Source organism: Nonomuraea sp. LPB2021202275-12-8 (genome assembly GCF_037044575.1).
In the GTDB taxonomy this organism is placed as follows: domain Bacteria; phylum Actinomycetota; class Actinomycetes; order Streptosporangiales; family Streptosporangiaceae; genus Nonomuraea.
The window spans coordinates 384,370-406,211 of sequence record NZ_JBAHWD010000001.1 but is presented as its reverse complement, the minus strand read 5'-3'; the positions used below and the strand labels follow the sequence as shown (position 1 = coordinate 406,211).

Sequence of the window (21,842 nt, the reverse complement as noted above, 5' to 3'; positions counted from 1 at the left end):
TCGTCTGATACTTGCGCATCGCCGTGCCGCGTTGCTGTGCTGGGGTCCCCCCACGAAGCCAGGAGGTTCGCGTGAGCGTGACTCCCGTGTCGCTGGACGACCGCTACACGGCCACCGACGGCCGCGTGCTGATGTCCGGAATCCAGGCCCTGGTCCGCCTGACCCTGGAGCAGCGCCGCCTCGACGAGCGGCGCGGCCTCGACACCCGGGTCTTCGTCTCCGGCTATCAGGGCTCCCCGCTGGGCGGGGTCGACCTGGAGATGGGCCGGGCGGCGCGCTTCCTCGACCCCGCCGGAGTGGTGTTCCAGCCCGGCCTCAACGAGGAGCTGGCCGCCACCTCCGTCGCCGGCACCCAGCTGCTCGGCCAGCTCCCCGGCAAGCGCCACGACGGGGTGACGGGCTTCTGGTACGGCAAGAACCCGGGCCTGGACCGGGCCGCCGACGCCATCCGGCACGGCAACGTGGCCGGCACCGCCGCGCTCGGCGGAGCCGTGGCGTGGATCGGCGACGACCCGGGCAGCAAGTCCTCGACCGTGCCCAGCTCCTGCGAGCCGATGTGCCAGAGCCTGTCCATGCCGCTGCTCGCGCCCGGCTCGGTGGCGGAGATCATCGAGTTCGGGCTGCACGCGGTGGCCCTGTCACGCGCCACCGGCCTGTGGACCGGCCTGAAGATCGTCGCGGACATCGCGGACGCGTCGGCCACCGTGGATCTCGGCCCGCTGGGTGACGGCGTCCCGCTGCCCGGCCACGCCGACCGCGGCGCGTCCCCGGTCCTGGTCGGCCCGGCCTCGCTGGACGCCGAGCACGACATGCTCACCCGCAGGCTCGACCTGGCCCGCGCCTACGCCCGCGCGCACGGACTCAACCGGGTGATCTCCACCGCGCCGCAGGCCACCCTGGGCATCCTGGCCTCCGGCACCGGCTTCGCCGTGGTCCTGCGGGCGCTGGCCGACCTCGGCCTGGACGAGCCCGCGATGGACGCGCTCGGGCTGAGGCTGATCAGGCTCGCCATGCCGTTCCCGCTCGACGCCGGAGACCTGGCCGCCATGACCGGCGACCTCGACCGGGTCCTCGTCGTGGAGGACAAGGTGCCGTTCCTGGAGGGTCAGCTGAAGCAGGCACTCTACGGCGGGCCGCGCACCCCCGTCGTGAGCGGCCGCGACCTGCTCACCGCCCGCGGCACCCTCGGCGCCGAGGACGTGGCCAAGGCACTGGCCGCCTGCGTCGGCGCCGACCGCCTGCCCCGCCAGGCCGTCCAGCTGTCACCCGCCAAGCCCGCCCGCCGCATGCTGCCGATGGTGGCCGCGCGGACCCCGTACTTCTGCTCAGGTTGCCCGCACAACTCCTCCACCCGCACCGCGGACAGCACGCTGGTCGGCGTCGGGATCGGCTGCCACGCCATGATCGCGCTGGACGGCGACGGGCGCGGCACCCAGGTCGGCATCACCCAGATGGGCGGCGAAGGCGCTCAGTGGATCGGCCTGACGAGCTTCACCGGCGACCGTCACTTCGTGCAGAACCTCGGCGACGGCACCTTCCACCACTCCGGCTCGCTCGCGGTCCGGGCCGCCGTCGCCGCCGGGGTGCCGATCACGTACAAGCTGCTCTACAACGACGCCGTGGCCATGACCGGCGGCCAGCGTGCCGAAGGCCGCCTGGACGTGCCCGCGCTGACGCGGGCACTGGCAGTCGAGGGGGTACGGCGCATCATCGTCACGACCCCCGAGCCGGAGACGTACCGGGGGGTCCGGCTCGCGGAGATCGCCACCGTGCGGCACCGCGACGACCTCGCCGAGGCCGAGCGGGAACTCGCCGAGCTGGACGGGGTGACCGTGCTCATCCACGACGACCGGTGCGCGGCCGAGGAGCGGCGGCTGCGCAAGCGCGGCAAACTGCCCACTCCGGTGGCCAAGGTCGTGGTGAACGAGCGCGTCTGCGAAGGTTGCGGCGACTGCGGCGAGGCCTCCACGTGCCTGTCGGTGCAGCCCGTCGAGACCGAGTACGGCCGCAAGACCCGCATCCACCAGGCGTCCTGCAACTCCGACCTGAGCTGCCTCAAGGGCGACTGCCCGTCGTTCCTGCTCGTCGAGCCCGGCACCCGGCGCGCGCGCCCGGTGCCAGAGCTGCCCAGCGCGTTGCCCGTCGAACTGCCCGAGCCCGTCAGCAGGCTGGACGCGGACTCGACGCTCATCAGGATGCCCGGCATCGGCGGCACCGGTGTCGTCACCGTCTCGCAGATCCTGCAGATGGCCGCCCACCTCGACGGCCTGCACGCGGCCGGGCTGGAGCAGACGGGGCTGGCGCAGAAGGGCGGCCCGGTGGTCAGCGACGTGCGCGTCTCGCGGCGGCCGGTCGCCGGCTCGGTGCGCGCCTCCCTGGGCACCGCCGACGTGCTGATCGGCTTCGACCTGCTCGGCGCCGCCGCCGACGGCAACCTGGCCGTCGCCTCGCCCGCCCGCACCGTCGCCGTCGTCAACACCTCCGTAGTCCCCACCGCCGCGATGGTGACCGGCCGCGCCGCCATGCCGGGCTCGCCCGCCGACGCGATCGTGCGCGTCGAGTCGGCCACCCGGGGCGCCGACAACCTCTACCTCGACGCCCACAGCCTGTCCGAGGCGCTCTTCGCCGACCACATGCCGGCCAACATGCTGCTGGTCGGCGCGGCCTACCAGCACGGCTGCCTGCCTGTCTCGGCCGACTCCATCGAGGAGGCGATCCGGCTCAACAGGGCCGCCGTCGAGCAGAACCTCAGCGCCTTCCGCTGGGGCCGCGCCGTCGTGGTCGACCGCCAGGCCGTGCTCGACGCCGTCACCCCGGACGCGACGCGGGCCGAACCGGCCGGGCTGGAGGAGGCGGTGGCCATCCGCACCGCCGACCTGACCGGCTACCAGAACGCCGCCTACGCGCGTACGTACGCCGAGGATGTGAGCCACGTGACGGCGCTCGCCGCCGAACGCGCGGGACAGGAGGCCGGGACCCGGATCGCCCTCGCCTACGCCAGGAGCCTGCACCGGCTCATGGCCTACAAGGACGAGTACGAGGTCGCCCGGCTGCACCTGGACCCGCAGGAGCAGGCCAGGCGGGAGCGCGAGTTCGGGGCCGACGCCGTGGTGTCGGTGCTGCTGCACCCGCCGGTGCTGCGGGCCATGGGCATGAAGCGCAAGATCAGGCTGCGCCGCTCGGCCGGGGTGCTCTTCCGCGGGCTGCGCGCCGCCCGGGTGCTGCGCGGCACCGCGCTGGACGTGTTCGGCTACGCGAGGGTACGCCGGGTCGAGCGCGAGCTGGTCACCGAATACGGTGATCTGATGCGCGACGCACTCACCAGGCTCACCCCCGGCACCGCCGACGCGGTCGCCGAGCTCGCGGCCCTGCCGGAGCAGATCCGCGGGTATGAGGACATCAAGCTCGCCCGCGTCGCCGAGTGGCGCGAGCGGGCCGGGGCCGCACTCGCGCGCCTGGACGAACCCGCCGCGCACCCCGCCTGACCCCGCCCGAGGAGTGACCGTGACCGTTGATCGCCTGCTGCCCGGCCAGGACGCCGAGGACCTCATCGAGCTGACCCGTGAGATCGCCGACAAGGAGCTCGCGCGCCGGGTCGACGAGCACGAGCGCGCCGAGACCTACCCCGAGGGCCTGTTCGCGACCCTGGGCGCGGCCGGGCTGCTCGGCCTGCCGTACCCGGAGGAGCTCGGCGGCGGCGGCCAGCCGTACGAGGTCTACCTGCAGGTGATCGAGGAACTGGCCGCGCGGTGGGCGGCCGTGGCGGTCGCGACCAGCGTGCACACCCTGGCCTGCTTCCCGGTGGCCACCTATGGCACGCCCGAGCAGCGCGAACGCTGGCTGCCCGACATGCTCGCCGGGCGGCTCGTCGGCGGCTACAGCCTGTCGGAGCCGCAGGCGGGCTCCGACGCCGCGGCGCTCACCTGCAAGGCCGAACGGGTCGAGAACGGCTACCGCGTCACCGGCGCCAAGGCGTGGATCACCCACGGCGGCAAGGCCGACTTCTACGCCCTGTTCGCCCGCACCGGAGAGGGCAGCCGCGGCGTCTCCTGCTTCCTGGCCCCCGGCGCCGCCGATGGCCTCACGTTCGGCCGGCCCGAGGAGAAGATGGGCCTGCACGCGATCCCCACCACCAGCGCCCACTGGGAGGGCGCGATCATCGACGCCGACCGGCTGCTCGGCGAGGAGGGGCAGGGGTTGCAGATCGCGTTCAGCGCCCTGGACTCCGGCAGGCTCGGCATCGCCGCCTGCGCCACCGGCCTCGCCCAGGCCGCGCTCGACGAGGCGGTCGCCTACGCCAAGGAACGCCGTACGTTCGGCAAGAAGATCATCGACCATCAGGGGCTGGGCTTCCTGCTCGCGGACATGGCCGCCGGCGTCGACTGCGCCCGCGCCACCTACCTGGACGCGGCCCGCCGCCGCGACGCCGGCCTGCCCTACAGCAGGCAGGCCAGCGTGGCCAAGCTGGTGGCCACCGACACCGCGATGAAGGTCACCACCGACGCGGTGCAGGTCTTCGGCGGCTACGGGTACACGCGGGAGTTCAGGGTCGAGCGCTACATGCGCGAGGCCAAGATCATGCAGATCTTCGAGGGTACGAACCAGATTCAGCGGCTCGTCATCAGCCGCCACCTCGCCAAGTAGCGTCTGACTATGTGAAAAGCCCGCTTGCCTGTGTGCCAGGGGGCGGGGTGTCCTTGAAGATCGATTGATCACTGTTCCGTCCCGGTTCCGTGACCGGCCTGGACCACGGCGCTTCCCGCTTGGCCAGGCGCTCCAGGGAAAGCACGTCGGAGGCGATTCGGCGTTTGCGGCCACCACCCAGAGGTAAAGGCTCCCCTATACTTGAGGCGTGCAGGACGAGTGGAGCATCTATGTCACCGACGAGGTTGATGCCTGGATCAGCAGCCTTGATCCAGGGTCGCATCGGCTCGTCATCGATGCGCTCGATCGGCTCGCGGAGAACGGTCCAGCGCTGGGCAGGCCACTCGTGGGCAAGGTGAACGGCTCGCGCATCGCCAACCTGAAGGAACTGCGCCCCCGGTCCACCCGACGTAGCGCACTTCGACTGCTGTTCGTCTTCGACCCAAGACGGGACGCCATCATCCTTGTCGCCGCAGACAAGATCGAGGCGAGCCCCAGCGACCCTAACCGCTGGTATGAGGAGGCCGTACCGCACGCGGAGGGGCTGTACGAAAATTACCTGAAGGAGCGCGCAGAAGCGGAGGGGCAGAACCAATGACGACATTCAAGAAGTGGAACCGCGCCAAGCATGTTGAGCAGGCCGGAGGGGAGGAAGCCCTTGCCGAGACCCGGCGCATGGTCGACGATTTCATCGATGCTTGGCAGCTCGCCCAGCGCCGCAAGAGCGCCGCTCTGACGCAGAACGAGGTGGCTGCCTCGATGGGTGTGACGAAGGCGCGTGTCTCGCAGATCGAACGTGGTGAAGTCTCGTCAGTGGATGTGGTCGCCCGCTATGTGGAGGCCATCGGCGGGCATCTTGAGCTCACCGCCAGCTTCCCTGGTGGCACCTACCGGCTACACGCCGGCAGGATGAGGAAGACGTGTAAGCGCCACTTCAAGTTCCTGGGCTCGCGTACCAAGCCGCGCACCACTGACGCCTGATAGCTAGCCCAGCGAAGGAACCGGTCGGCCGGCACAGCCATGTCCAGGCTTTGATGCGGCCGGACGCTATGTACCGGGCCACCCACACGTCCAACTCCATTTGAAACGCGGCCAGATTTCAAACGGACAGGCATCATCGCTGGCAGCCGGTGCACGATCGCGTTTATCCCGGCAGATCCGATCGAACAACACCACACCGCCATGGCCGAACCGCGCGGTGAACTGCTTACCGTTATCCGTCAGCACCTCAACCGGCGCCCCGAACGCCCGCAGCGCCTCCACGAAGGCCAGACACACCGCCCGGCCGGTGGCCCGCACCACCGCCTTGGCGATCACGCAAAACCGGGAATGGTCATCGACGCCGGTGACCACCTTCACCTCACGCTCATCGGCCAGCAACACCCCGCCGACGATGTCCAGCTGCCATAACTCCATCGGCGCCTCACGCTGCCAGCGCCGATAGCCCCGCTTGCGCCGCCCCGCCCCCGGCTCGATCAGCCCGTGACGCACCAGCGCCCGATACACCCCCATCCGCGACGGCGGCGGATCCACCCCGCGCAGGCCGGCCTCATGCGCCAACCGGACCGGACCCCACCGCGGATGCTGACGCCGCAGCTCACACACCAGCACCTCCACCTGCGCACTCATCTGCGACGGAAACGAATGCGGCCGCCGCGAGCGATCCACCAGAGCGCCCAGCCCCGACTCCCGATAACGCGACACCCAGCCCGACAACGTCTGCCGCGCCACCCCGACTTCACGGGCGACCTCGGTCACCGAACCGCCGGCCAGCACCGCCAGCACAGCCCGATGCCGCTGCTCAACCACGGACATATCCACCAGGGCCAATCCCGGCCTCCCTGGGCGCGGCCCATAACCCGCGGACGACATGGCTGAGGTCGCGCGAAGGTTGACGACAACCGTGACGACAACGTGGGCCACCACGGACGCACGATGGCAGCCTCACACCACCGCTGACCTCGTTCGAGGGTACGGGCGCCAGGGCGCTCGGTCCGTCTGAAAAGCGGACGGTTGTGCTGGTCGCGGAGGAGGTTATCTCCGCATGAAAGGGACGTCGTAGGCAGGCGACTGGCCGTTCATCAACTCGGTTAGGTCACCATCGGTGAGTGCGAAGTCGAAGGTCTTGCCTGCTTGCCGCGGATCCCAGCCGTGACAGAGCGCCATGCGTACGGTCGCCGTCACAAGCGCCGGCCGAATGGTGATCGTCCGCTCTCCCCACCACGCGTCCGGCCGGGAGCAGGGAAGCGACGCCAGGAGTACGCGACCCGGCGCATCGGCTAGTTCCACCGCGAACGTCATCGGGCCCCAACTGTTCCCCTGGCAGTACGTAGGCCTACGACGGACGCGCCAGCGGAAGATGGTGCCGTCGACGGTGATGAACCGGGAACCCTTCTTCGGGATCGCCATGAAGCAACCTCCTGCTCTGTTCCGTCGCCGTTCCGTGGGATGGCCGAGAGCAGCGAGAAACGACGAGAGCCAGCCGCAACCGTAACCCCTGCTCAGGCTCTTGATCGACAGGTTTCTGCAGGTGGCCACGGAGAGTATCGGAGAACATGCAGATCTTCGAGGGCACCAATCAGATCCAGCGCCTGGTCATCAGTAGGCATCTGGCCAAGTAGCTCCTGACGTGCGGAAGCTCTGCCTGCTCGTCAAGATCGGAGTCCGCGCCGACGGCCGCAGAGAACTCATCGCGCTGGCCGACGGCCATCGCGAGTCGATCGAGTCGTGGGCCGACCTGCTGCGCTCGGCGTGGCATGCGCGCCCCGGTGCCGGCCGTCGGCGACGGGGCGTTGGGGTTCGGGGGCGCGCTGCGGGAAGTGTTTCCCGAGGCCCGGAAGCGGAGATGCTGGTTTCACAAGATCGCGAACGCGCTCTCGGCGCTGCCGAAATCGGCGCACCCTCGGCCAAGAAGCACCTGGCCGAGATCTGGAACGCCGAGGACGAGACCTGGCAGCATCTGCGCACCACCAACCCGATCGCGTCCACCTTCGCCACGGGCCGGCATCGCACCAAGGTCACCAAAGGGCGGTCCCGAGCCGCCGGCCTGGCCATGGCCTTCAAAACTCATTGAGTCCGCCCAGGCCCGCTGGCGCGCGGTCAACGCACCCCACCTCGTCGCCCTCGTCCGCGCCGGAGCCCGCCTCGAACGAGGCGTCCTCGTTGAACGCGAGCCGGCGACCGCCGCCTGACGTACGGTGCTCAACAGAGACACCGTGAGAGAGGCAGCAATGGACCAAGGCACCCGCGGCGAACTCATCAGTCGGCTGGCCGAGGCGATCAGATCCGTCACGACCGCGCACCCGCTGCGGGTCGCCATCGACGGGCCGCCCGCCGCCGGCAAGACCACGCTGGCCGACGAGCTCGCCGTCGTCCTGCGCGCGCAGAACCGCGACGTCATCCGCGCGACCATCGACGACTTCCTCTTCCCCCGTGCACAGCGCTACCGACGCGGCCAGTACTCGGCCGAAGGCTGCTACTTCGACGCCCACGACCACGCCGCGCTGTGCCGGGTCCTGCTCGATCCGCTGGGCCCAGGCGGAGACCGAAGGTTCCAACACACGGTCTACGACAGAGACACCGACACCCCATCGTCCCCGCCGGCCACGACCGCCCCCGCAGACGCCGTACTGCTCTTCGACGGCGTCTTCCTCCTGCGCCCAGAACTCATCGACCGGTGGGACCTGCGGATCTTCGTGTCCGTCCCATTCGAGCAGACGGTAGATCGCGCCCGGGACCGAGGCGCAGCGCTGGCCGGATCCACCGCCGAAATCGAACGGTCCTGGCGCAACCGCTATATCCCCTCCCAACAGCTCTACTTCGCCACAGCCCGCCCAACCGACCACGCCGACATCATCGTGTACAACGATCAGCTCCAACGGCCGACCTGGGAAGTCCGACCACCCTCATCGATGCACATGATCTGACAATTGCTCCGCATACCCACCCTTAGCCGTCATGACGTGACGTCCACTTTCCGACAGACTGGTCATGTGATCAGCGCCGCCAAGGGCCTCGTGAGCAGCGGTATCTCCAGTACGTTCGACTGCTGGCTGGCGTTCACCGACATCACCACAGTGCGCCAGTCGTACGGTGGCGACGTCATGAAACGCAGGTAAGGAAGGCAGACTCAATGGCCACGCTCAGGACCAGCCTGAGGAGTAGAGCACTCGCAGTGGTTTGCGTCTCACTGGTAGTTGCGGGATGCAGCACGTCGGAGTGGCGGAAAGTCAAGAACGTGACGCTGTCACCCGATGGGAGGACGCTGACCATGCAGGTTGTGTTCAGCCGCCCTTCTTCGAGTCCCGAGCCGTGCGAGCGTGTGGCCGACACCATGGTGGAAGAATCCGCATCCACGGTCGTCATCGGTGTCCTGGTAGAGGAGGACATCTGTGATCGGCCGTGGCCTTGGGAAGAGCCGACGTACAGCTTGTTGATCGGATACCAGCATCCAGTAGAACTCCGGCTGAAGGCACCACTGGGCGACCGGGCGGTAGTGAATACCGCAACCGAGAAACCTGTCGCGGTCACTGTGCAGTCCGGATAGGCGTGACGGTCATGCAAGTGGCAGGCCCGCGGTTCGCCGCGGGCCTGCCAGGTATCTGGCATCGGCGATTTACCCACCCTCGCTACCTTCAACAAACGATCGTTTTATGAAGGGCCTTGAGAACCGCTGCCGACCGCGATCGTGACTTCTGTCTGGACGCGTCCGTTGTAGGACGTGGTTGATTGAGTCGCCGGTCACTGTGCAGGCGAGGTCTCTTGACGGAAGTGCGTCGTGGAGTTTTCCTATCTTCATAGGAAAATAGAACTGGAGTGGGCGATGTTCGCGTTCCGTCTGGAGAGTCACTCCGGTGTCCCGCCTTACCTGCAGCTGGTTCACCAGGTCCGGCAGGCACTGCTTCTGGGCTATCTGCGGCAGGGCGATCAGCTGCCGCGCATCCGCGAGGCGGTCGAGCAGCTGGCCATCAACCCCAACACGGTGTCCAAGGCCTACCAGCAGCTGGAGCAGGAGGGCCTGGTGACCCCCAGGCCGGGTCTGGGCACCTTCGTCACCGGCGCCCCGCGGGTGACGGTGACGCCGGCCCTCTACACGGCCCTGCGCCGCGACCTGGAGAGATGGCTGCGCGGCGCCTACGCGGTGGGCCTTGACCAGGAGGCGGTCACCGCCCTTTTCTCGACCGCCCGCCGCGAGCTGGGCGAGGAGGAGGTTGTGGCGTGAACCCCCTGCTGGAGACCGTACGGCTCGGCAAGCGCTACCGGTCGGCCTGGGCGCTGCGCGACTGCAACCTCTCGCTGCCGGCAGGGCGGGTGATCGCGCTCGTCGGCCCGAACGGCGCGGGCAAGACGACGCTCCTGCGGCTGGTCACGGGGCTGCTGCGGCCCACCGAGGGCACGGTCGCGGTCTTCGGCGAGCCAGCGGTCCCCGCCTCCCCACTGACCGGCTTTGTCGCCCAGGACCACCCCCTCTATCAGCGCTTCAGCGTCCGCGACCTGCTGCGGATGGGGCACGCGCTCAACGTCGGCTGGGATCAGCACCTGGCCGAACGGCGACTCGCGGGCCTGGGCATTCCGCTCGAGCGCCGCGCGGGGACGCTCTCCGGTGGCCAGCAGGCCCAGGTCGCCCTCACCCTAGCCCTGGCGAAGCGGCCGAAACTGCTGGTCCTGGACGAGCCGGTGGCCAGCCTCGACCCGCTGGCCCGGCGCGAGTTCATGGCCGGCCTGATGGCGTCCGTGGCGGAGGAGGAGCTCACGGTGCTGCTGTCCTCCCACGTGGTGGCCGAACTGGAACGGGTCTGCGACTACCTCGTCGTGATCACCGGCGGCCGGGTCAAGATCGCGGGCGACATCGACGACCTGCTCGCCGCGCACCGGGTGCTGACCGGCCCCTGCTCGGCGCAGGTCCCGCTGACCGGCGTGGTCCACGCCACCCGCGGCGACCGGCACGCCCACCTGGTGCTCCGCACCGGCGGCGGCCCGATCCTGCCCGGCTGGGAAGCCCACCCGATCGGTCTGGAAGAGCTCGTCCTGTCCTACCTGCAAAGCGAGGAGCCATGATCTGGCTCACCTGGCGCCAGCATCGGGGCGAGGTCATCGGCGTCGCCACCCTGCTCGGCGTGCTCGGCGTCCTCGCGCTGGTCACCGGGATCCCCATGCGCGCCGCCGACGCGCCCTGCCTGCAGGCGACCGAGGCGTGCGAGCACACCTTTCGAACCTTCCGCGAGCAGTACGGCGTGCTGCCCCTGGAAATCGCCACATGGCTGCAGATCGTGGCCGTCCTGGCGGGCGTTCTGATCGGCGCGCCCCTGCTGGCCCGCGAGTACGAGCACGGCACCTGGCAGCTGGCCTGGACCCAGGGCGTGTCGCGGACCCGGTGGCTGAGTGTCAAGCTCATCCTCGTCCTGGGGTTCATGGCGGCGGCCGGGCTGGTGCTCAGCCTGGTGATGGGATGGTGGCTCGATCCGGTGATCCCGGTGGGATTCCATCCCGACCGGTTCAACTTCGCGGCGCCGGTCTATCCCAGTTACATCCTGCTGGCCGTGGCGATGGGCGTGTTCTTCGGGGCGTTCATCCGACGGACCGTCCCCGCCATGGCCGCGACGTTCGCCGTATTCCTCCCGCTGCGGCTGGGCGTCGAATCCGGGCTGCGGCCCTCCTACCGTGCGCCGCTATCGGGGGATAGCGGCGGCTGGGCCAGCGGTAACTGGGTGCTGGAGCGGCTGTTCGTGGACTCGGCGGGCCGGCCGCTCACCCGGTCCGCGGAGGAGCAGCTGCTCAACCTAGCCAGCGATGGAGACCTCGAGGCGGTCGCGCGGCGGCTCGGTTTCCGGCAGTCCACCACCTACCACCCGGCCAGCCGGTTCTGGGAGTTCCAGTTCATCGAAGCAGCGATCTTCGGTGGGCTGGCCCTCGCCCTGACCGCCCTGATCGTGTGGCGAGTCCGCCGCGGCTGAGCGAGGTAAACGCCAGAATTGACTGGTCAGCGCACCAGCTGGTCGAGCACCTCGGCTGGAACCGATGCTACTTCTCATCGACATTTCTGGCCCGCGAACACCACAGGCGCTGTCCAGACTGACCGTCAAGCGCTGCTACTACTCGCCGACGAAATCACACCGACCGGGAGCCGAAGTCGTACACGACGTACTGGGCACACGTGTATCTGAGCCGGGAGCGCGCCCAGGCCGGAGTCGAGCTCTTCGCTGAGCGCGGCGGTCATGGTGCGGTGCGGTGGGAGGAACACTCGCCGGTGTTGTACGCCTACTCAGTCACCGACACCAGGCAACTGCTCTACCGGGTGGTCCCGCTGACAGTGCGCCAGGACAACGATCCCGAGCCGTGACGTGCTGTTCCGCGCCGCAGGTCGCCAGCCCTGGAAGTGACCTGCGGCTCCGCTCACGCCCGGCTGGCTGGTTGCCTGTCGGCGGCCGGGGGCCGGGGACACGCAATGTGAACAGCCCATATGACCCTGAGTAAAAGAGGCACGCGGCTTGAGCTGGGGATTATCTCGAACGTGCGTGCCAATGCCCTAGCTGTAGGGCATCATTGGCCTGCGGACTACTACATGTTGTGGTTCGTGCAGTCCCAGCGGTGACGTTCTGCGACCGTGTAGCGGTTCAGGGCCGAACCGGGCTGGTGTTTGGAAGGAGTTCCACACTTGACCCAACTCCGCTCGACTTCCGCAGCAGCACAGGACCGCCGCCTGGTGCAGACGGCCGTCAAGGGCCCGACTGCCGACTCCCAGGACGCCGTCTTCCTGCCCATGGAACACGACGCCGCCCAAGAGTTCCGCCGGGAGCACTCCGGCATGGATTCCTGGTGCGGGACGGTCAACGGGTGCGGGCGCCAGCTCTTCACCCGCATCAGCGGCGAGAAGATCCCGCACTTCTTTCACCGGGGCGAGAGCGAGGCGCAGTGCCGCCGAGCGCAGAAGAACCGGGCCGGCTCGACCGGTCGAATTGCTGTACAGCGACCGGGTGCTACAACCGCGCCTTACGTGATCATACGGCGGCGACCCGCATTCACCGCTTCACCAGTGGAAACCCCGCTTCCCTGTGCGGGGCGGCGGGGTTCGCTGTCTTGAGATCGTCCGCGCCGTCAAGCACCTCCTGGAGCTTGGCGGGTGTCCTCCTCCGCGTCGGCCGGGTCTGTCGGATGCGCCGGATCGGCGGCCTGTTCGTGCGAGGCCGGCACCAGGATCTCTTCGGTGTCCTTGTTACGAGTCACCCAGAGGTAGACCAGCGCGCCGACGAACAGCACGATCGAGGTCCACTGGTTGATCCGCAGTCCCAGGAACGTCACCGCGTGGTCCACCCCGCCGACCGGGTCGATCCGCAGTCCCTCGATCCAGAACCGCCCCAGCGTGTAGCCGGCGACGTAGAGGGCGAACAGGCGGCCGTGGCGCAGCGTGAACCGCCTGCCGGCCAGGATCAGCGCGACACCGAGCGCCACGGTCCACAGCGACTCGTACAGGAACGTCGGGTGGTAGAGCACGCCCGGCTCGCCCCCGTGCGCCTGGTCGATCTCCAGGCCCCACGGCAACGTGGTCGGACTGCCGTACAGCTCCTGGTTGAACCAGTTGCCCCAGCGGGCGATCGCCTGCCCGAACGCGATGCCGGGTGCGACCGTGTCGGCCACGACGCTGAGGGACAGTCCCCGGCGGCGGCAGGCCAGCCACACGCCAACGCCTCCCAGAGCGACCGCGCCCCAGATGCTGAGCCCGCCTTCCCAGATGAACAGCGCCTGGTAGGGCTCCTTGATCGCGCGCGGGCCGAAGTAGGTCTGCCAGTCGACGATGACGTGGTAGAGGCGGGCGCCGATCAGGCCGAAGATCACCGCAGGAACCGCGATGTCGTTGATCGTGCCTTTCTCGCCGCCCCGGGCGCGCCAGCGGCGCTCGCTGAGCCAGATGCCGACGACGATTCCGACAATGAAGCACAATGCGTAAGCCCGGATCGGGATGAATCCGAGATGCCAGACGCCCTCGGAAGGGCTGGGAATCAAGGCGAGGGGCATGTCGGTGACGGTATCGGATGCGAGCATGCTTTACCGCGTGCGTGACCTGATTGTGCGATTCCCGCATGCTCGGGCTCGGGCGGGTGACGGTGGCCAGAAACGAATATGTCAATCACACGGCCCAAGTGTTCCGCTACGAACCGATGCAGAACGGAACGTTGCTTCTCGGCAAGCATCACGCGCCGGGTGAACTTCAACCGCCGTCTGCTCCCGCTCGCCAAGGAACGTGCCGCCGAGGGCGATCTGGTCTCGCGAAGCCTGGTCGCGCAGACCCGGCCTCACCGCTGGGTCAACGCCAAGGGCTGGTTCTACAGCACGGGGCGCCTGTGGACCGCCGGCCTGCCCAAGGGGAAGACGTGGGCGCGGCGCGGCAGGAGCAGCGCTGGAGCCACCGCCTTCGGGGAGCAGATCATCAACATCTTCGAGACCGCGACGCTCAAGGCGCTGCTTGCCGATGCCGATGAAAGGAAGTACGACCTGCCGAATCCCTCTGCCAAAACCGCCGATCTCAAGCGGACCGGATTCTACAAAGGAACCACCACGTTCGCCGAACTGTACGGGCTCTCACCCACATTCCGTAAGGTGGCTGGGAAACGACCAGACGCGAGTTACGCGAAAACGGTCGTGAGATGGTACATCGCCTTCGACAGGCGAGGTCTCCCCTTCCAGGTCAGCTCGGACTGGAGCACCCAGGGACAGAGAAAGCCGCACAGTGAGGCAGGCGCCGCCACCGAAATCCAGGCCTGGGGTCCAGCCACGATCATCGCGGAACCCGGACCGGGTCAGGTCGCCGTCGTTCGCGCTCCCGCCGGGGGCCTGCCCGAGTTCGACGACATGGTGGAAGTGATCAAGGCAGAGGCTCCGACGGGGACCAGGCAGTGAGGGTCTTACGCAACCCCGGCCGGCAGTCCTTGCTCGTGCTCGTCCGCCTGCGTGAAGGCGAGACGCGGGGGCATTCTGCGCCGGCTGGAGGCCACCGGCGTGATAGGCGTCGCCGACGAGGTGGGGCCAGGTCACGGAGGCGTCAGGAGGTTGCGGACCGCCGTCGGCCACCGTTTGTCCCAGTGCTCGCCGTACGTACGCCGGTAATCCGCGTCGATGATGTTCTCGCGGACGGCGGCGCGGCCGGCCCGGTCGCCGAGGCTGTGCTGCTCCTCCGCCGTCAGCGGACGCTGGTGTGCCTGCGTCCGGGCGTCGTTCTCCTGCCTGACCGCGTCGTTGTAGGCCCAACGGTAATCGGTTTCGATGACCTGCTGCCCCCGGGCGGCCGCCAGTTGCTCGCGCATCTCGGATGCCTTCACCTCCCCTTCGACCTCCTCGTCGATGGACGCGTCGATGAACGCCTCGCGTCCCATCAGGATCGGGTCGGGGCCGCCCTGGTTGCGGGCGTGGTTCACCTCGTGGATGAAGGTCTCGGCGAGTTCCTCCGGCGATCGGCCTGACACGCCGATCCGCAGGACGTCGAGGTTGTCCTGGAAGTCGCCGAGCCCGACGAGGTCCGGGGAGTCGTTCAGGTCGCCGCCCTGGAAGAGCACCGTGATGCCGTGGTCCCGCACCCAGGCGAGCGCCTCCCGGCCGGCCGGGGTCTCGCTCAGCACCTCCTCGGTCTTCCGGCGCGCCTCCTCGTCGGAGGCAGCGAGCCCGTAGTGCCTCCAGTAGCCGCTGGCCGGCAGTCCGACGAACGCCACGGGCGCCGCGATACGTAACAGCGAGAGGGTGGCCATGGCCCGGCGCAGGGTCCCCTTGACCACGTCGAGGACATGGTGGCGGACCTGCGTGAGCATGCTCTGCAGCGCCTTCCTGATGCCCACCAGCCGGGAGGCCCACATGAAGTACCCCACGGGGCCGGAGACCAGGGCGGCGATCGCCGACACGACGAGCGTCGCCAGCATGAAGAGGACGACGGCCTTCCATGCCACCCTGAGGACGACGACGGCCATGGTGCCGGCGCCGGTGAGCAGCGCGGCGTCGCTTCCCGCCGCGAGATGCTGTTTGGGCCCGTCCTCGTCGTCCCACATCTTCTTGAACGCCGCGACGTCAGCGCCTCGGTTGGCCGACCACACTCGCTGAACCGCCGGCTCGATCCGGCCGGCCCCCTTGCGCAGCTCGACGCCGAGGTCGACCCAGGCCCTCCCGCTCCGCATCCGGGTGTCCTCGTCGTCGTCGGGCCACGGGGCGACATCCTTGATGAAGCCGTACATCTTCGCCAGATCAGCGGGCAGTTCCAACGCCGGTCACACTCTCGCGGCAGGGGGCAGGACGGGCACCGCGGCCTCGGCGGCATCGCCGGCCAGCCTGTGGGTGCGGGAGGATACGGTGACGCCATCAGCGATGCCGGCCAACCTCTGCACCAGAGACTCGTACGCCTGCGACGCCTGCTCGACGAAGCCCGCGTACTCCAGGTCGAAGTCGTCGCCAGGTGCCTGGACGTCGCTCACGGGATGGCCGGGTGCCGCGGCGAGCGTCTGCCTGAACAGCCCGTCCAGCGTGTCGACCGTCTTCAGGATGTCGTTCGAGGCCGTACGCAGGCTGTCGTGGTCGACCGCCAGGACACGGCCGTCAACACTGTCGTCAGGATGAGGCACGAATCTGATCTTATCGGTTTAGGGGTGGCCGAAACAGGCGTATCAAGGTTCACTGCCCCTTGCCGGGTGGCCCGGAGACGGGCATACGCATCAACGGACCTGTGAGTAACAGTGCCTCCGAGGAGCCCGCAGGAGCTCGCAGCGAAGTGATCCACCGACCGCGGCCAACGCCGTGGGGGCCGCGGACGGTGGGTTCTGCTCACCTCCGTTTGGGAACGCCTCCGCACAGGTAGGTGGACTCCTCCAGCAACTGCGGTGTCATCGTGATCCCGGTGAGGCGCTCGGCCAGGACGAACGCCGGCCCTTCGTGGGGGTCGGCGGAGCCCATCCGCCATGGCGACCCGGAGAACGCGCCGTGTGGGTCGGCCGCGGCAGGTAGAGGCGCTCGGCGCGCATCCATAATCGGTCGGGGCCGGACTGTTCGCCGGTCGCTGCGGCGACGTCGTGAGGTCCAGGCCGGGACGGACCACCGTACGGGGCCGCCCCCGGCCTACTGGCCATTGGTTCTCTTACCCGGGCGGCTGCCGCCTCTGTGAAGTTCAGCAGGGCGCGGCGGGCCTTTCCCTCCGGTCCGCCTCATCGGCGGCGAGTGGGATTTCCTCGGTAAGTTTCAGCGCGGCGGACGCGAGTTCGCCCAAGGGCGACTCATCCCGGGCCGCGATGAACGCCTGGCTTCGCACGGTCTTCCTGCTCGCGGTGCCAGGATCGTCTTGCCCGCCCTCTGGGGGTGCCTTTGTGGAGCTGCGGGCAGCGTCATCAGTATGAATGGTGGAAAGCGGGCAAAGGTCATCATCGGCACCGTCTTCGCCGGCTCGGCCCTGCTTACGGGCTGCGGAAGCGTCGACACTCAGTCCAGTGCCGTCAAGGCAGTGCCCGCAGTGGGCGCCATCCCCGGCCTCATGTCACCGTCAGGGCCACCCGGCGGAATGGCGAGCATCGAGAAGGCCGGCACCGCGGCCCTGAACTCCGTCGAGGGCTCCACACTGCTCTCGCTCCAGTCGGAGAACGACGGCAAGCTCTGGGGGGTTCAGCTGGCCGGACCCGACGGCACGGAGCGGCTGCTGGAAGTGGACGCGTCAGGAAAGGTGGTCTCCGACCCCAGGGTCAAGGACACCGGCACGGACGAGAAGTCCAGGGTCATGGGCATCATCAAGGACTCCAAGCTCACCTACAAGGACGCGGCGCAGAAGGTGCAGTCCTCGGTGCCGGAGGGCAAGATCACCCATCTGAGCCAGGACAGGTACGGCAACGACCTGCTCGTCTGGGATGCCGACGTCGTCACTCCGGATGGCACCTGGCACGGGGTCAAGGTCGACGCCAAGGACGGCACCGTGACCAAGAACGGATAGAGGAGCACCCCGAACGGCGATGAGAACACAGAGAGCCCCTGGGCCGAGGTCCGAAGGGCTCCTGTGAAACCCGTGCTAGTGAGCCGCCTCGTACTTCTCCACCACGGTGGCGGCGATGCGGCCCCGCTCGCTCACTGCTAGGCCGTTCTCCTTCGCCCATCTGCGGATGTCGGCAGACTGCTCCCGGCTCATGGCTCTTGTCCGGCCGCTGACGGCTGCGCGCCGGCCGCGGCCGGCGCGCTCGGCACGCACCGCGCGGGCCTTGTTGATGAAGGGGGCGAGTGCCTTCTCCAACTTGTCCCTGTTCTTGCCCGACAGGTCGATCTCGTAGTCCGTGCCGTCGATAGCGAACGACGTGGTCTTCTCAGCCTCGCTGCCGTCGATGTCGTCAATGAAAATCTCTTGGATCTGCTTAGCCATGCTGGTGCTCCGAATGCATTAGGTTGCTGCGGGTACTGTAGCGCCTTTCCAAGGCGCGTCAAATCATCAAGAGTTTCTTGCCCTCGAAACGAAAGGCCCGAACTGTCTCCTAGTCATGAAATCGCTTACCCGGGAGTCGACTTTCGGGGCGCGCCGCCATGGCGAACTGCGCCGGACCGTGGCCCGAGATCAATAGGGGGGTGGTGTACGGCGTCGCCCGTGGGGGACGGCACCGGCGCTGACCAGGAGTCTTCGGCCGTCACGGGCAAGTCGGCGAGTGGCCGGAAGACCTTCCGCCCCCGGCGCTGACTTCGGCTCTCGAAGGTCCGTTGCCCACCAAGCCGCGGCGTGCTGTCCGTAGATCTGGGGACAAAGCCGATTGCGCATGCGGAACTGCGCGCGGGATGGCGAGAACAACTCGGCGGCCACGTGAGTCGCCCCTTCTTGCTCCTGTCGCCGGAGCCTTTGTTCTCGATCATTTCTCTGGCGGTCGTATGCGAGAACGCCATTTGGTAACGAGCCGCCGTCACTCTCCCGGGGGCCGGATGCCCGAGGCGGCGCGGGCGAGGCAACCCGCGACAAGCGCGTTCCCGATCGGGTGGCACTCGCGACGTGACGGCCCTTCCCCGGTCACCATCCGTACGTGATGATCAGGTCCACGACCTGACGACGAAAGGGGACGGACGATGGCGGACGGCACGCGTGGTGATCTCGTGGTGGACATGTCGGTGTCCACGGACGGGTACGTGATCGCGCCGGGGACGGCCTTGAGCGGCGGCCGCGGGCACAGGTGTTCGCGGACCGCGACCGCCATGAGCCTCACCTACCGGGTGCGCGGCCGGTGAACGCCATGTGGGAGACGGTTCCCCGGCTGCTCGCGGAGAACCGCTACGCCGTGCTCGGCACCGCCGACCGCCACGGGCTGCCCTGGGCCACTCCCGTGTTCTTCGCCGCACACGCCACCGACCACATCGTGTGGGTGTCGGCGCCGGACAGCAGGCACTCGCGCAACCTCGCCGAACGCCCCGAGCTGGCGATCACGGTGTTCGACTCCCACGCGCCGGTCGGCGGTGCCGAGGCGCTCTATCTCGAGGCGGTCGCCGGGCCCGCCGACGATGCCGGTGCGGCCCTCGCACTGCTCAATGCCCGTCTGCCCGCCGGCCGCGAGCTCACCGGCGACGACCTCGCGCCTTCCGGACGGCTGCTGGCCTACCGCGCCGACGTGTCGCGGCACTTCGTCCTGATCCGGGGCCGGGACCCGCGGTTCGACAACGTCACCGACGCGCGGCTTCTCGTCACACCCGGCAGTCCAGCCGATTAGCCTGCTCGGGCCGCCCGGCGGCCGGGGCCTCGGCCGCCGGACGGGCATGCCTGACGGGCGCCGTGCCGGGAGGGCGGCCACCCTTCCCATGGATTCGTGACCTTCTTGTGATCTTAATGAGGTGCGAGGGCTCGTTTTTTGGGGCATTCTTGATATCGAAGTCCAGCAGAGGGCTTCTGCCTCACGTTGCACGTGGCGTGCCTCTGCCTGGGCTTTTTTCCATGGGCGGGCCGCCTGCGAAATATTTGGAGCATCACATGGCCGTCCTGGATCTCGCACTCGAGCAGATGACCGCAGAAGAGCTTCTGGCCGAGATGGTCAAGCCGGAGACCTCCCAGCTGCTGCAGGCACGTATCCGTGAGCGCCTGGTGGAGATGTACGACGGCCTCGTGGCCGACGTCACCCGCCGCTACCGCTACCGCGGCGAAGCCATCGAGGACCTGCGCCAGGCCGCGTACGTCGGCCTGATGAAGGCCATCAACGGCTTCGACGCCGAGCTCGGTCACGAGTTCCGCGGCTACGCCATGATCACCATGATCGGTGAGGTCAAGCGCCACTTCCGCGACCGCACCTGGGCCATCAGGGTCCCGCGCGTCTATCAGGAACGCCGCATCGAGCTCAACAAGGCCACCTCCGAGCTGACGCAGACGCTCGGACACTCGCCGACCGTCGCCGACCTGGCGGCCAAGATGGGCATCTCCCAAGAGGACGTGCTCCTCACCCTCGAAGCGTCCACCGCCTACAGCGCGCTGTCCCTGGACGCGCCCGTCGGCGACGGCGAGGACGCCGCCGAGCTGAGCGACTTCCTGCCGGCCCAGGACGAGTCGCTGGACACCATGCTCGACAGGCACGCCGTCAAGCCGCTCATCGACGCCCTGCCGACCAGGGAGAAGAACATCCTGCTGATGCGCTTCTACGGCAACATGACCCAGGCCGAGATCGCCGCCGAGTTCGGCATCTCGCAGATGCACGTCTCGCGCATCCTGCGCTCCGTGCTCACCAAGCTGCGGACCTCGCTGTCGGACTGACCCGGAACAGCCTGGAGGACGCCTCCTGACCGGTGAGCCGGTCAGGAGCCGTCCACCGCCAGGGGCCGTGCGCGACCTCCTCCGGCGACGACGCGCGGGATGCCGGTGGGCCCCGCCCCGGCGGCCATCATGGCCCAAGAAGCCGCCACCGCGAGCGTCCAAGACTCTCGGCTGTCAAGGCCGCCGAACGGGTCACCCCCGAGCAGGCCGCCGAGCTCCGGCCGATCGTCGCGGAGATGCGCGCCGCCGTCGAGGCCAACGACCTCGACCGGTATTCCGACCTGAACGCGGCGCTGCATGGCAAGGTGCGCGAGATCGCCGCCCATCGCACCTCGGCGTCGATCATCGAACGGCTGGGGGCGCAGGTGGTGCGGCACCAGTTCAGGGCCCGGCAGGCCGGACGGCCCGCGGTGTCGCTGCCGCAGCACGAGCTGATCGTCGCAGGCGACCCGCAGGCGGCCCAGACGGCCATGCATCAGCACCTGCGCAGCGTCGCCAGGGCCCTGGAGGCGACCAGCGGCTGACCCCCGCTCATCGGTGCCGCTCCATGCCTCGACCGGTGGTTGCCCCTGCTCATCGGCGACGCTCCGCGCCTCGATCGATGCCGTGCTCTGCCCGCGGGGATTGCGGATGAAAGCGTTGACAATCGCGGCGCCGCGATCCTAGCGTCGGCGCGTGACCTCGGCGAAGGAGCCTCGATGACGTCCGCTCCTACCTTGCTGGTAGTCAGTGCCCACGCGGGCGACTTCGTCTGGCGGGCGGGTGGCGCGATCGCGCTCGCGGGTCTGCGCGGTGAGCGTGCCAAGGTGGTGTGCCTCAGCTTCGGCGAACGAGGTGAGTCGGCGCGGGCGTGGCGTGCGGGGCGCACGCTGGACGAGATCAAGGCGATGCGCCGCGAGGAGGCGGAGAGCGCCGCCGCGACGCTCGGCGCCGAGATCGAGTTCATGGACGCCGGCGACTATCCGCTGGTGGAGAGCTCCGCGCTGGTGGACCGGCTGGTCCGGGTCTATCGGGAGATCCAGCCGACCGTGGTGCTGACGCATCCGCTCGCGGACCCGTACAACGGGGATCATCCCGCGGCGGCCCGTATGGCGCTGCAGGCGCGCGTACTGGCGCAGGCCGCCGGCTACGACGCGCCGGGCGAGCCGCTCGGCGCGCCACCCGTGTTCTTCTTCGAGCCGCACCAGCCCGAGCAGTGCGACTTCAAGCCGGAGGTGCTGCTCGACATCACCGAGGTCTTCGGCGCCAAGCGGGCGGCGATGGAGTGCCTGCGTGCCCAGCAGCACATGTGGGACTACTACACCGACCTGGCCAAGCGGCGTGGGGTGCAACTCCGCCGAAACGCGGGGCCCAATCTCGGCCTGCCGCACGACACGATGGCGGAGGCGTACATGCGGCCGTACCCGCAGGTCACCGATGTGCTCGCGTGAAGGCCGCGCCCGCGTGACGAGGTAAGCCCTTTCCCGGGAGCCGTTTCGGTGGA

General features: G+C 68.7%; 25 protein-coding genes and 2 pseudogenes. 20 read left to right on the top strand and 7 right to left on the bottom strand.

Annotation, left to right across the window (positions count from 1 at the left end; all coding sequences use genetic code 11):
- Positions 1 to 71 precede the first annotated feature (71 nt).
- From V5E28_RS01955 to V5E28_RS01940, 4 genes are all read left to right on the top strand, one after another.
- Positions 72 to 3,485 (top strand): indolepyruvate ferredoxin oxidoreductase family protein, encoded by a 3,414-nt coding sequence (locus tag V5E28_RS01955; RefSeq protein WP_336204330.1) that lies wholly within the window; start codon positions 72 to 74, stop codon positions 3,483 to 3,485.
- A gap of 19 nt (positions 3,486 to 3,504) precedes the next feature.
- Positions 3,505 to 4,644 carry an acyl-CoA dehydrogenase family protein gene (locus V5E28_RS01950; protein ID WP_336204328.1) on the top strand — a complete coding sequence of 380 codons (1,140 nt, stop codon included), beginning with the start codon at positions 3,505 to 3,507 and terminating at the stop codon, positions 4,642 to 4,644.
- A gap of 208 nt (positions 4,645 to 4,852) precedes the next feature.
- The gene (locus V5E28_RS01945) at positions 4,853 to 5,242 is read left to right on the top strand and encodes a type II toxin-antitoxin system RelE/ParE family toxin (protein ID WP_336204327.1); all 390 of its coding nucleotides are present in this window, start codon (positions 4,853 to 4,855) and stop codon (positions 5,240 to 5,242) included.
- Positions 5,239 to 5,625 carry a helix-turn-helix domain-containing protein gene (locus V5E28_RS01940; RefSeq protein ID WP_336204326.1) on the top strand — a complete coding sequence of 129 codons (387 nt, stop codon included), beginning with the start codon at positions 5,239 to 5,241 and terminating at the stop codon, positions 5,623 to 5,625. Before V5E28_RS01945 ends, V5E28_RS01940 begins: the two co-directional genes overlap by 4 nt.
- Positions 5,626 to 5,639: 14 nt before the next feature.
- Here V5E28_RS01940 and V5E28_RS01935 read toward each other — a convergent pair.
- Both V5E28_RS01935 and V5E28_RS01930 read right to left on the bottom strand, forming a co-directional pair.
- Positions 5,640 to 6,459 (bottom strand): annotated as a pseudogene (locus V5E28_RS01935) (helix-turn-helix domain-containing protein); the annotation flags it as partial.
- A 219-nt stretch (positions 6,460 to 6,678) separates the two neighbouring features.
- Positions 6,679 to 7,053 carry a hypothetical protein gene (locus V5E28_RS01930; RefSeq protein WP_336204324.1) on the bottom strand — a complete coding sequence of 125 codons (375 nt, stop codon included), beginning with the start codon at positions 7,051 to 7,053 and terminating at the stop codon, positions 6,679 to 6,681.
- A gap of 205 nt (positions 7,054 to 7,258) precedes the next feature.
- Here V5E28_RS01930 and V5E28_RS01925 point away from each other — a divergent pair.
- The 9 genes and pseudogenes from V5E28_RS01925 to V5E28_RS01885 all read left to right on the top strand — a co-directional run.
- Positions 7,259 to 7,835, top strand: a pseudogene (locus tag V5E28_RS01925) (transposase); the annotation flags it as partial.
- A 39-nt stretch (positions 7,836 to 7,874) separates the two neighbouring features.
- On the top strand, positions 7,875 to 8,570 hold the full coding sequence (locus V5E28_RS01920; RefSeq protein ID WP_336204323.1) for a cytidylate kinase family protein: 696 nt from the start codon (positions 7,875 to 7,877) through the stop codon (positions 8,568 to 8,570).
- A gap of 66 nt (positions 8,571 to 8,636) precedes the next feature.
- Complete coding sequence (locus tag V5E28_RS01915) at positions 8,637 to 8,762, top strand: hypothetical protein (protein ID WP_336204321.1); 126 nt, start codon at positions 8,637 to 8,639, stop codon at positions 8,760 to 8,762.
- A gap of 119 nt (positions 8,763 to 8,881) precedes the next feature.
- Positions 8,882 to 9,190, top strand: coding sequence for a hypothetical protein (locus V5E28_RS01910; protein ID WP_336204318.1), 309 nt, complete (start codon positions 8,882 to 8,884; stop codon positions 9,188 to 9,190).
- A gap of 276 nt (positions 9,191 to 9,466) precedes the next feature.
- Positions 9,467 to 9,865, top strand: a complete 399-nt coding sequence (locus V5E28_RS01905) for a GntR family transcriptional regulator (RefSeq protein WP_336204316.1) — start codon at positions 9,467 to 9,469, stop codon at positions 9,863 to 9,865.
- Positions 9,862 to 10,701, top strand: coding sequence for an ABC transporter ATP-binding protein (locus V5E28_RS01900; protein WP_336204314.1), 840 nt, complete (start codon positions 9,862 to 9,864; stop codon positions 10,699 to 10,701). Before V5E28_RS01905 ends, V5E28_RS01900 begins: the two co-directional genes overlap by 4 nt.
- On the top strand, positions 10,698 to 11,597 hold the full coding sequence (locus V5E28_RS01895) for an ABC transporter permease (RefSeq protein WP_336204311.1): 900 nt from the start codon (positions 10,698 to 10,700) through the stop codon (positions 11,595 to 11,597). The genes V5E28_RS01900 and V5E28_RS01895 overlap by 4 nt, the downstream gene beginning before the upstream one ends.
- A gap of 200 nt (positions 11,598 to 11,797) precedes the next feature.
- Positions 11,798 to 11,983: a hypothetical protein gene (locus V5E28_RS01890; RefSeq protein ID WP_336204309.1), complete on the top strand. Its 186-nt coding sequence runs from the start codon at positions 11,798 to 11,800 to the stop codon at positions 11,981 to 11,983.
- A 315-nt stretch (positions 11,984 to 12,298) separates the two neighbouring features.
- A complete protein-coding gene (locus tag V5E28_RS01885) occupies positions 12,299 to 12,724 on the top strand; it encodes a hypothetical protein (RefSeq protein WP_336204307.1) in 426 nt (141 codons plus the stop codon).
- Between the two features lie 14 nt (positions 12,725 to 12,738).
- Here V5E28_RS01885 and lgt read toward each other — a convergent pair whose 3' ends face one another.
- Positions 12,739 to 13,656 (bottom strand): prolipoprotein diacylglyceryl transferase, encoded by a 918-nt coding sequence (lgt, locus tag V5E28_RS01880; RefSeq protein WP_336204305.1) that lies wholly within the window; start codon positions 13,654 to 13,656, stop codon positions 12,739 to 12,741.
- A 186-nt stretch (positions 13,657 to 13,842) separates the two neighbouring features.
- Here lgt and V5E28_RS01875 point away from each other — a divergent pair, with 186 nt between their 5' ends.
- Entirely contained in the window at positions 13,843 to 14,538 is a 696-nt protein-coding gene (locus V5E28_RS01875) for a hypothetical protein (protein ID WP_336204303.1), read from the top strand.
- A 131-nt stretch (positions 14,539 to 14,669) separates the two neighbouring features.
- On the opposite strand, the gene V5E28_RS01870 is transcribed toward V5E28_RS01875, so the two are convergent.
- From V5E28_RS01870 to V5E28_RS01860, 3 genes are all read right to left on the bottom strand, one after another.
- A complete protein-coding gene (locus tag V5E28_RS01870) occupies positions 14,670 to 15,884 on the bottom strand; it encodes a hypothetical protein (protein WP_336204301.1) in 1,215 nt (404 codons plus the stop codon).
- 6 nt (positions 15,885 to 15,890) lie between these two features.
- Entirely contained in the window at positions 15,891 to 16,241 is a 351-nt protein-coding gene (locus V5E28_RS01865; protein ID WP_336204300.1) for a hypothetical protein, read from the bottom strand.
- Positions 16,242 to 16,440: 199 nt separating this feature from the next.
- Complete coding sequence (locus tag V5E28_RS01860; protein ID WP_336204298.1) at positions 16,441 to 16,569, bottom strand: DUF6461 domain-containing protein; 129 nt, start codon at positions 16,567 to 16,569, stop codon at positions 16,441 to 16,443.
- Between the two features lie 433 nt (positions 16,570 to 17,002).
- Between V5E28_RS01860 and V5E28_RS01855 the strand changes: the two genes are divergently transcribed.
- Complete coding sequence (locus tag V5E28_RS01855) at positions 17,003 to 17,590, top strand: PepSY domain-containing protein (RefSeq protein ID WP_336204297.1); 588 nt, start codon at positions 17,003 to 17,005, stop codon at positions 17,588 to 17,590.
- A gap of 75 nt (positions 17,591 to 17,665) precedes the next feature.
- Here V5E28_RS01855 and V5E28_RS01850 read toward each other — a convergent pair whose 3' ends face one another.
- Positions 17,666 to 18,010, bottom strand: coding sequence for a histone-like nucleoid-structuring protein Lsr2 (locus V5E28_RS01850; RefSeq protein WP_336204295.1), 345 nt, complete (start codon positions 18,008 to 18,010; stop codon positions 17,666 to 17,668).
- 686 nt (positions 18,011 to 18,696) lie between these two features.
- Here V5E28_RS01850 and V5E28_RS01845 point away from each other — a divergent pair.
- From V5E28_RS01845 to V5E28_RS01825, 5 genes are all read left to right on the top strand, one after another.
- Positions 18,697 to 18,855, top strand: a complete 159-nt coding sequence (locus V5E28_RS01845; RefSeq protein WP_336204293.1) for a hypothetical protein — start codon at positions 18,697 to 18,699, stop codon at positions 18,853 to 18,855.
- Positions 18,856 to 18,860: 5 nt separating this feature from the next.
- Positions 18,861 to 19,331 carry a pyridoxamine 5'-phosphate oxidase family protein gene (locus tag V5E28_RS01840; protein WP_336204908.1) on the top strand — a complete coding sequence of 157 codons (471 nt, stop codon included), beginning with the start codon at positions 18,861 to 18,863 and terminating at the stop codon, positions 19,329 to 19,331.
- 257 nt (positions 19,332 to 19,588) lie between these two features.
- Positions 19,589 to 20,359 (top strand): SigB/SigF/SigG family RNA polymerase sigma factor, encoded by a 771-nt coding sequence (locus tag V5E28_RS01835; RefSeq protein ID WP_336204291.1) that lies wholly within the window; start codon positions 19,589 to 19,591, stop codon positions 20,357 to 20,359.
- A 32-nt stretch (positions 20,360 to 20,391) separates the two neighbouring features.
- Positions 20,392 to 20,883 (top strand): FCD domain-containing protein, encoded by a 492-nt coding sequence (locus V5E28_RS01830; RefSeq protein WP_336204289.1) that lies wholly within the window; start codon positions 20,392 to 20,394, stop codon positions 20,881 to 20,883.
- Between the two features lie 174 nt (positions 20,884 to 21,057).
- Positions 21,058 to 21,789 (top strand): PIG-L deacetylase family protein, encoded by a 732-nt coding sequence (locus V5E28_RS01825; RefSeq protein ID WP_336204287.1) that lies wholly within the window; start codon positions 21,058 to 21,060, stop codon positions 21,787 to 21,789.
- Positions 21,790 to 21,842 lie beyond the last annotated feature (53 nt).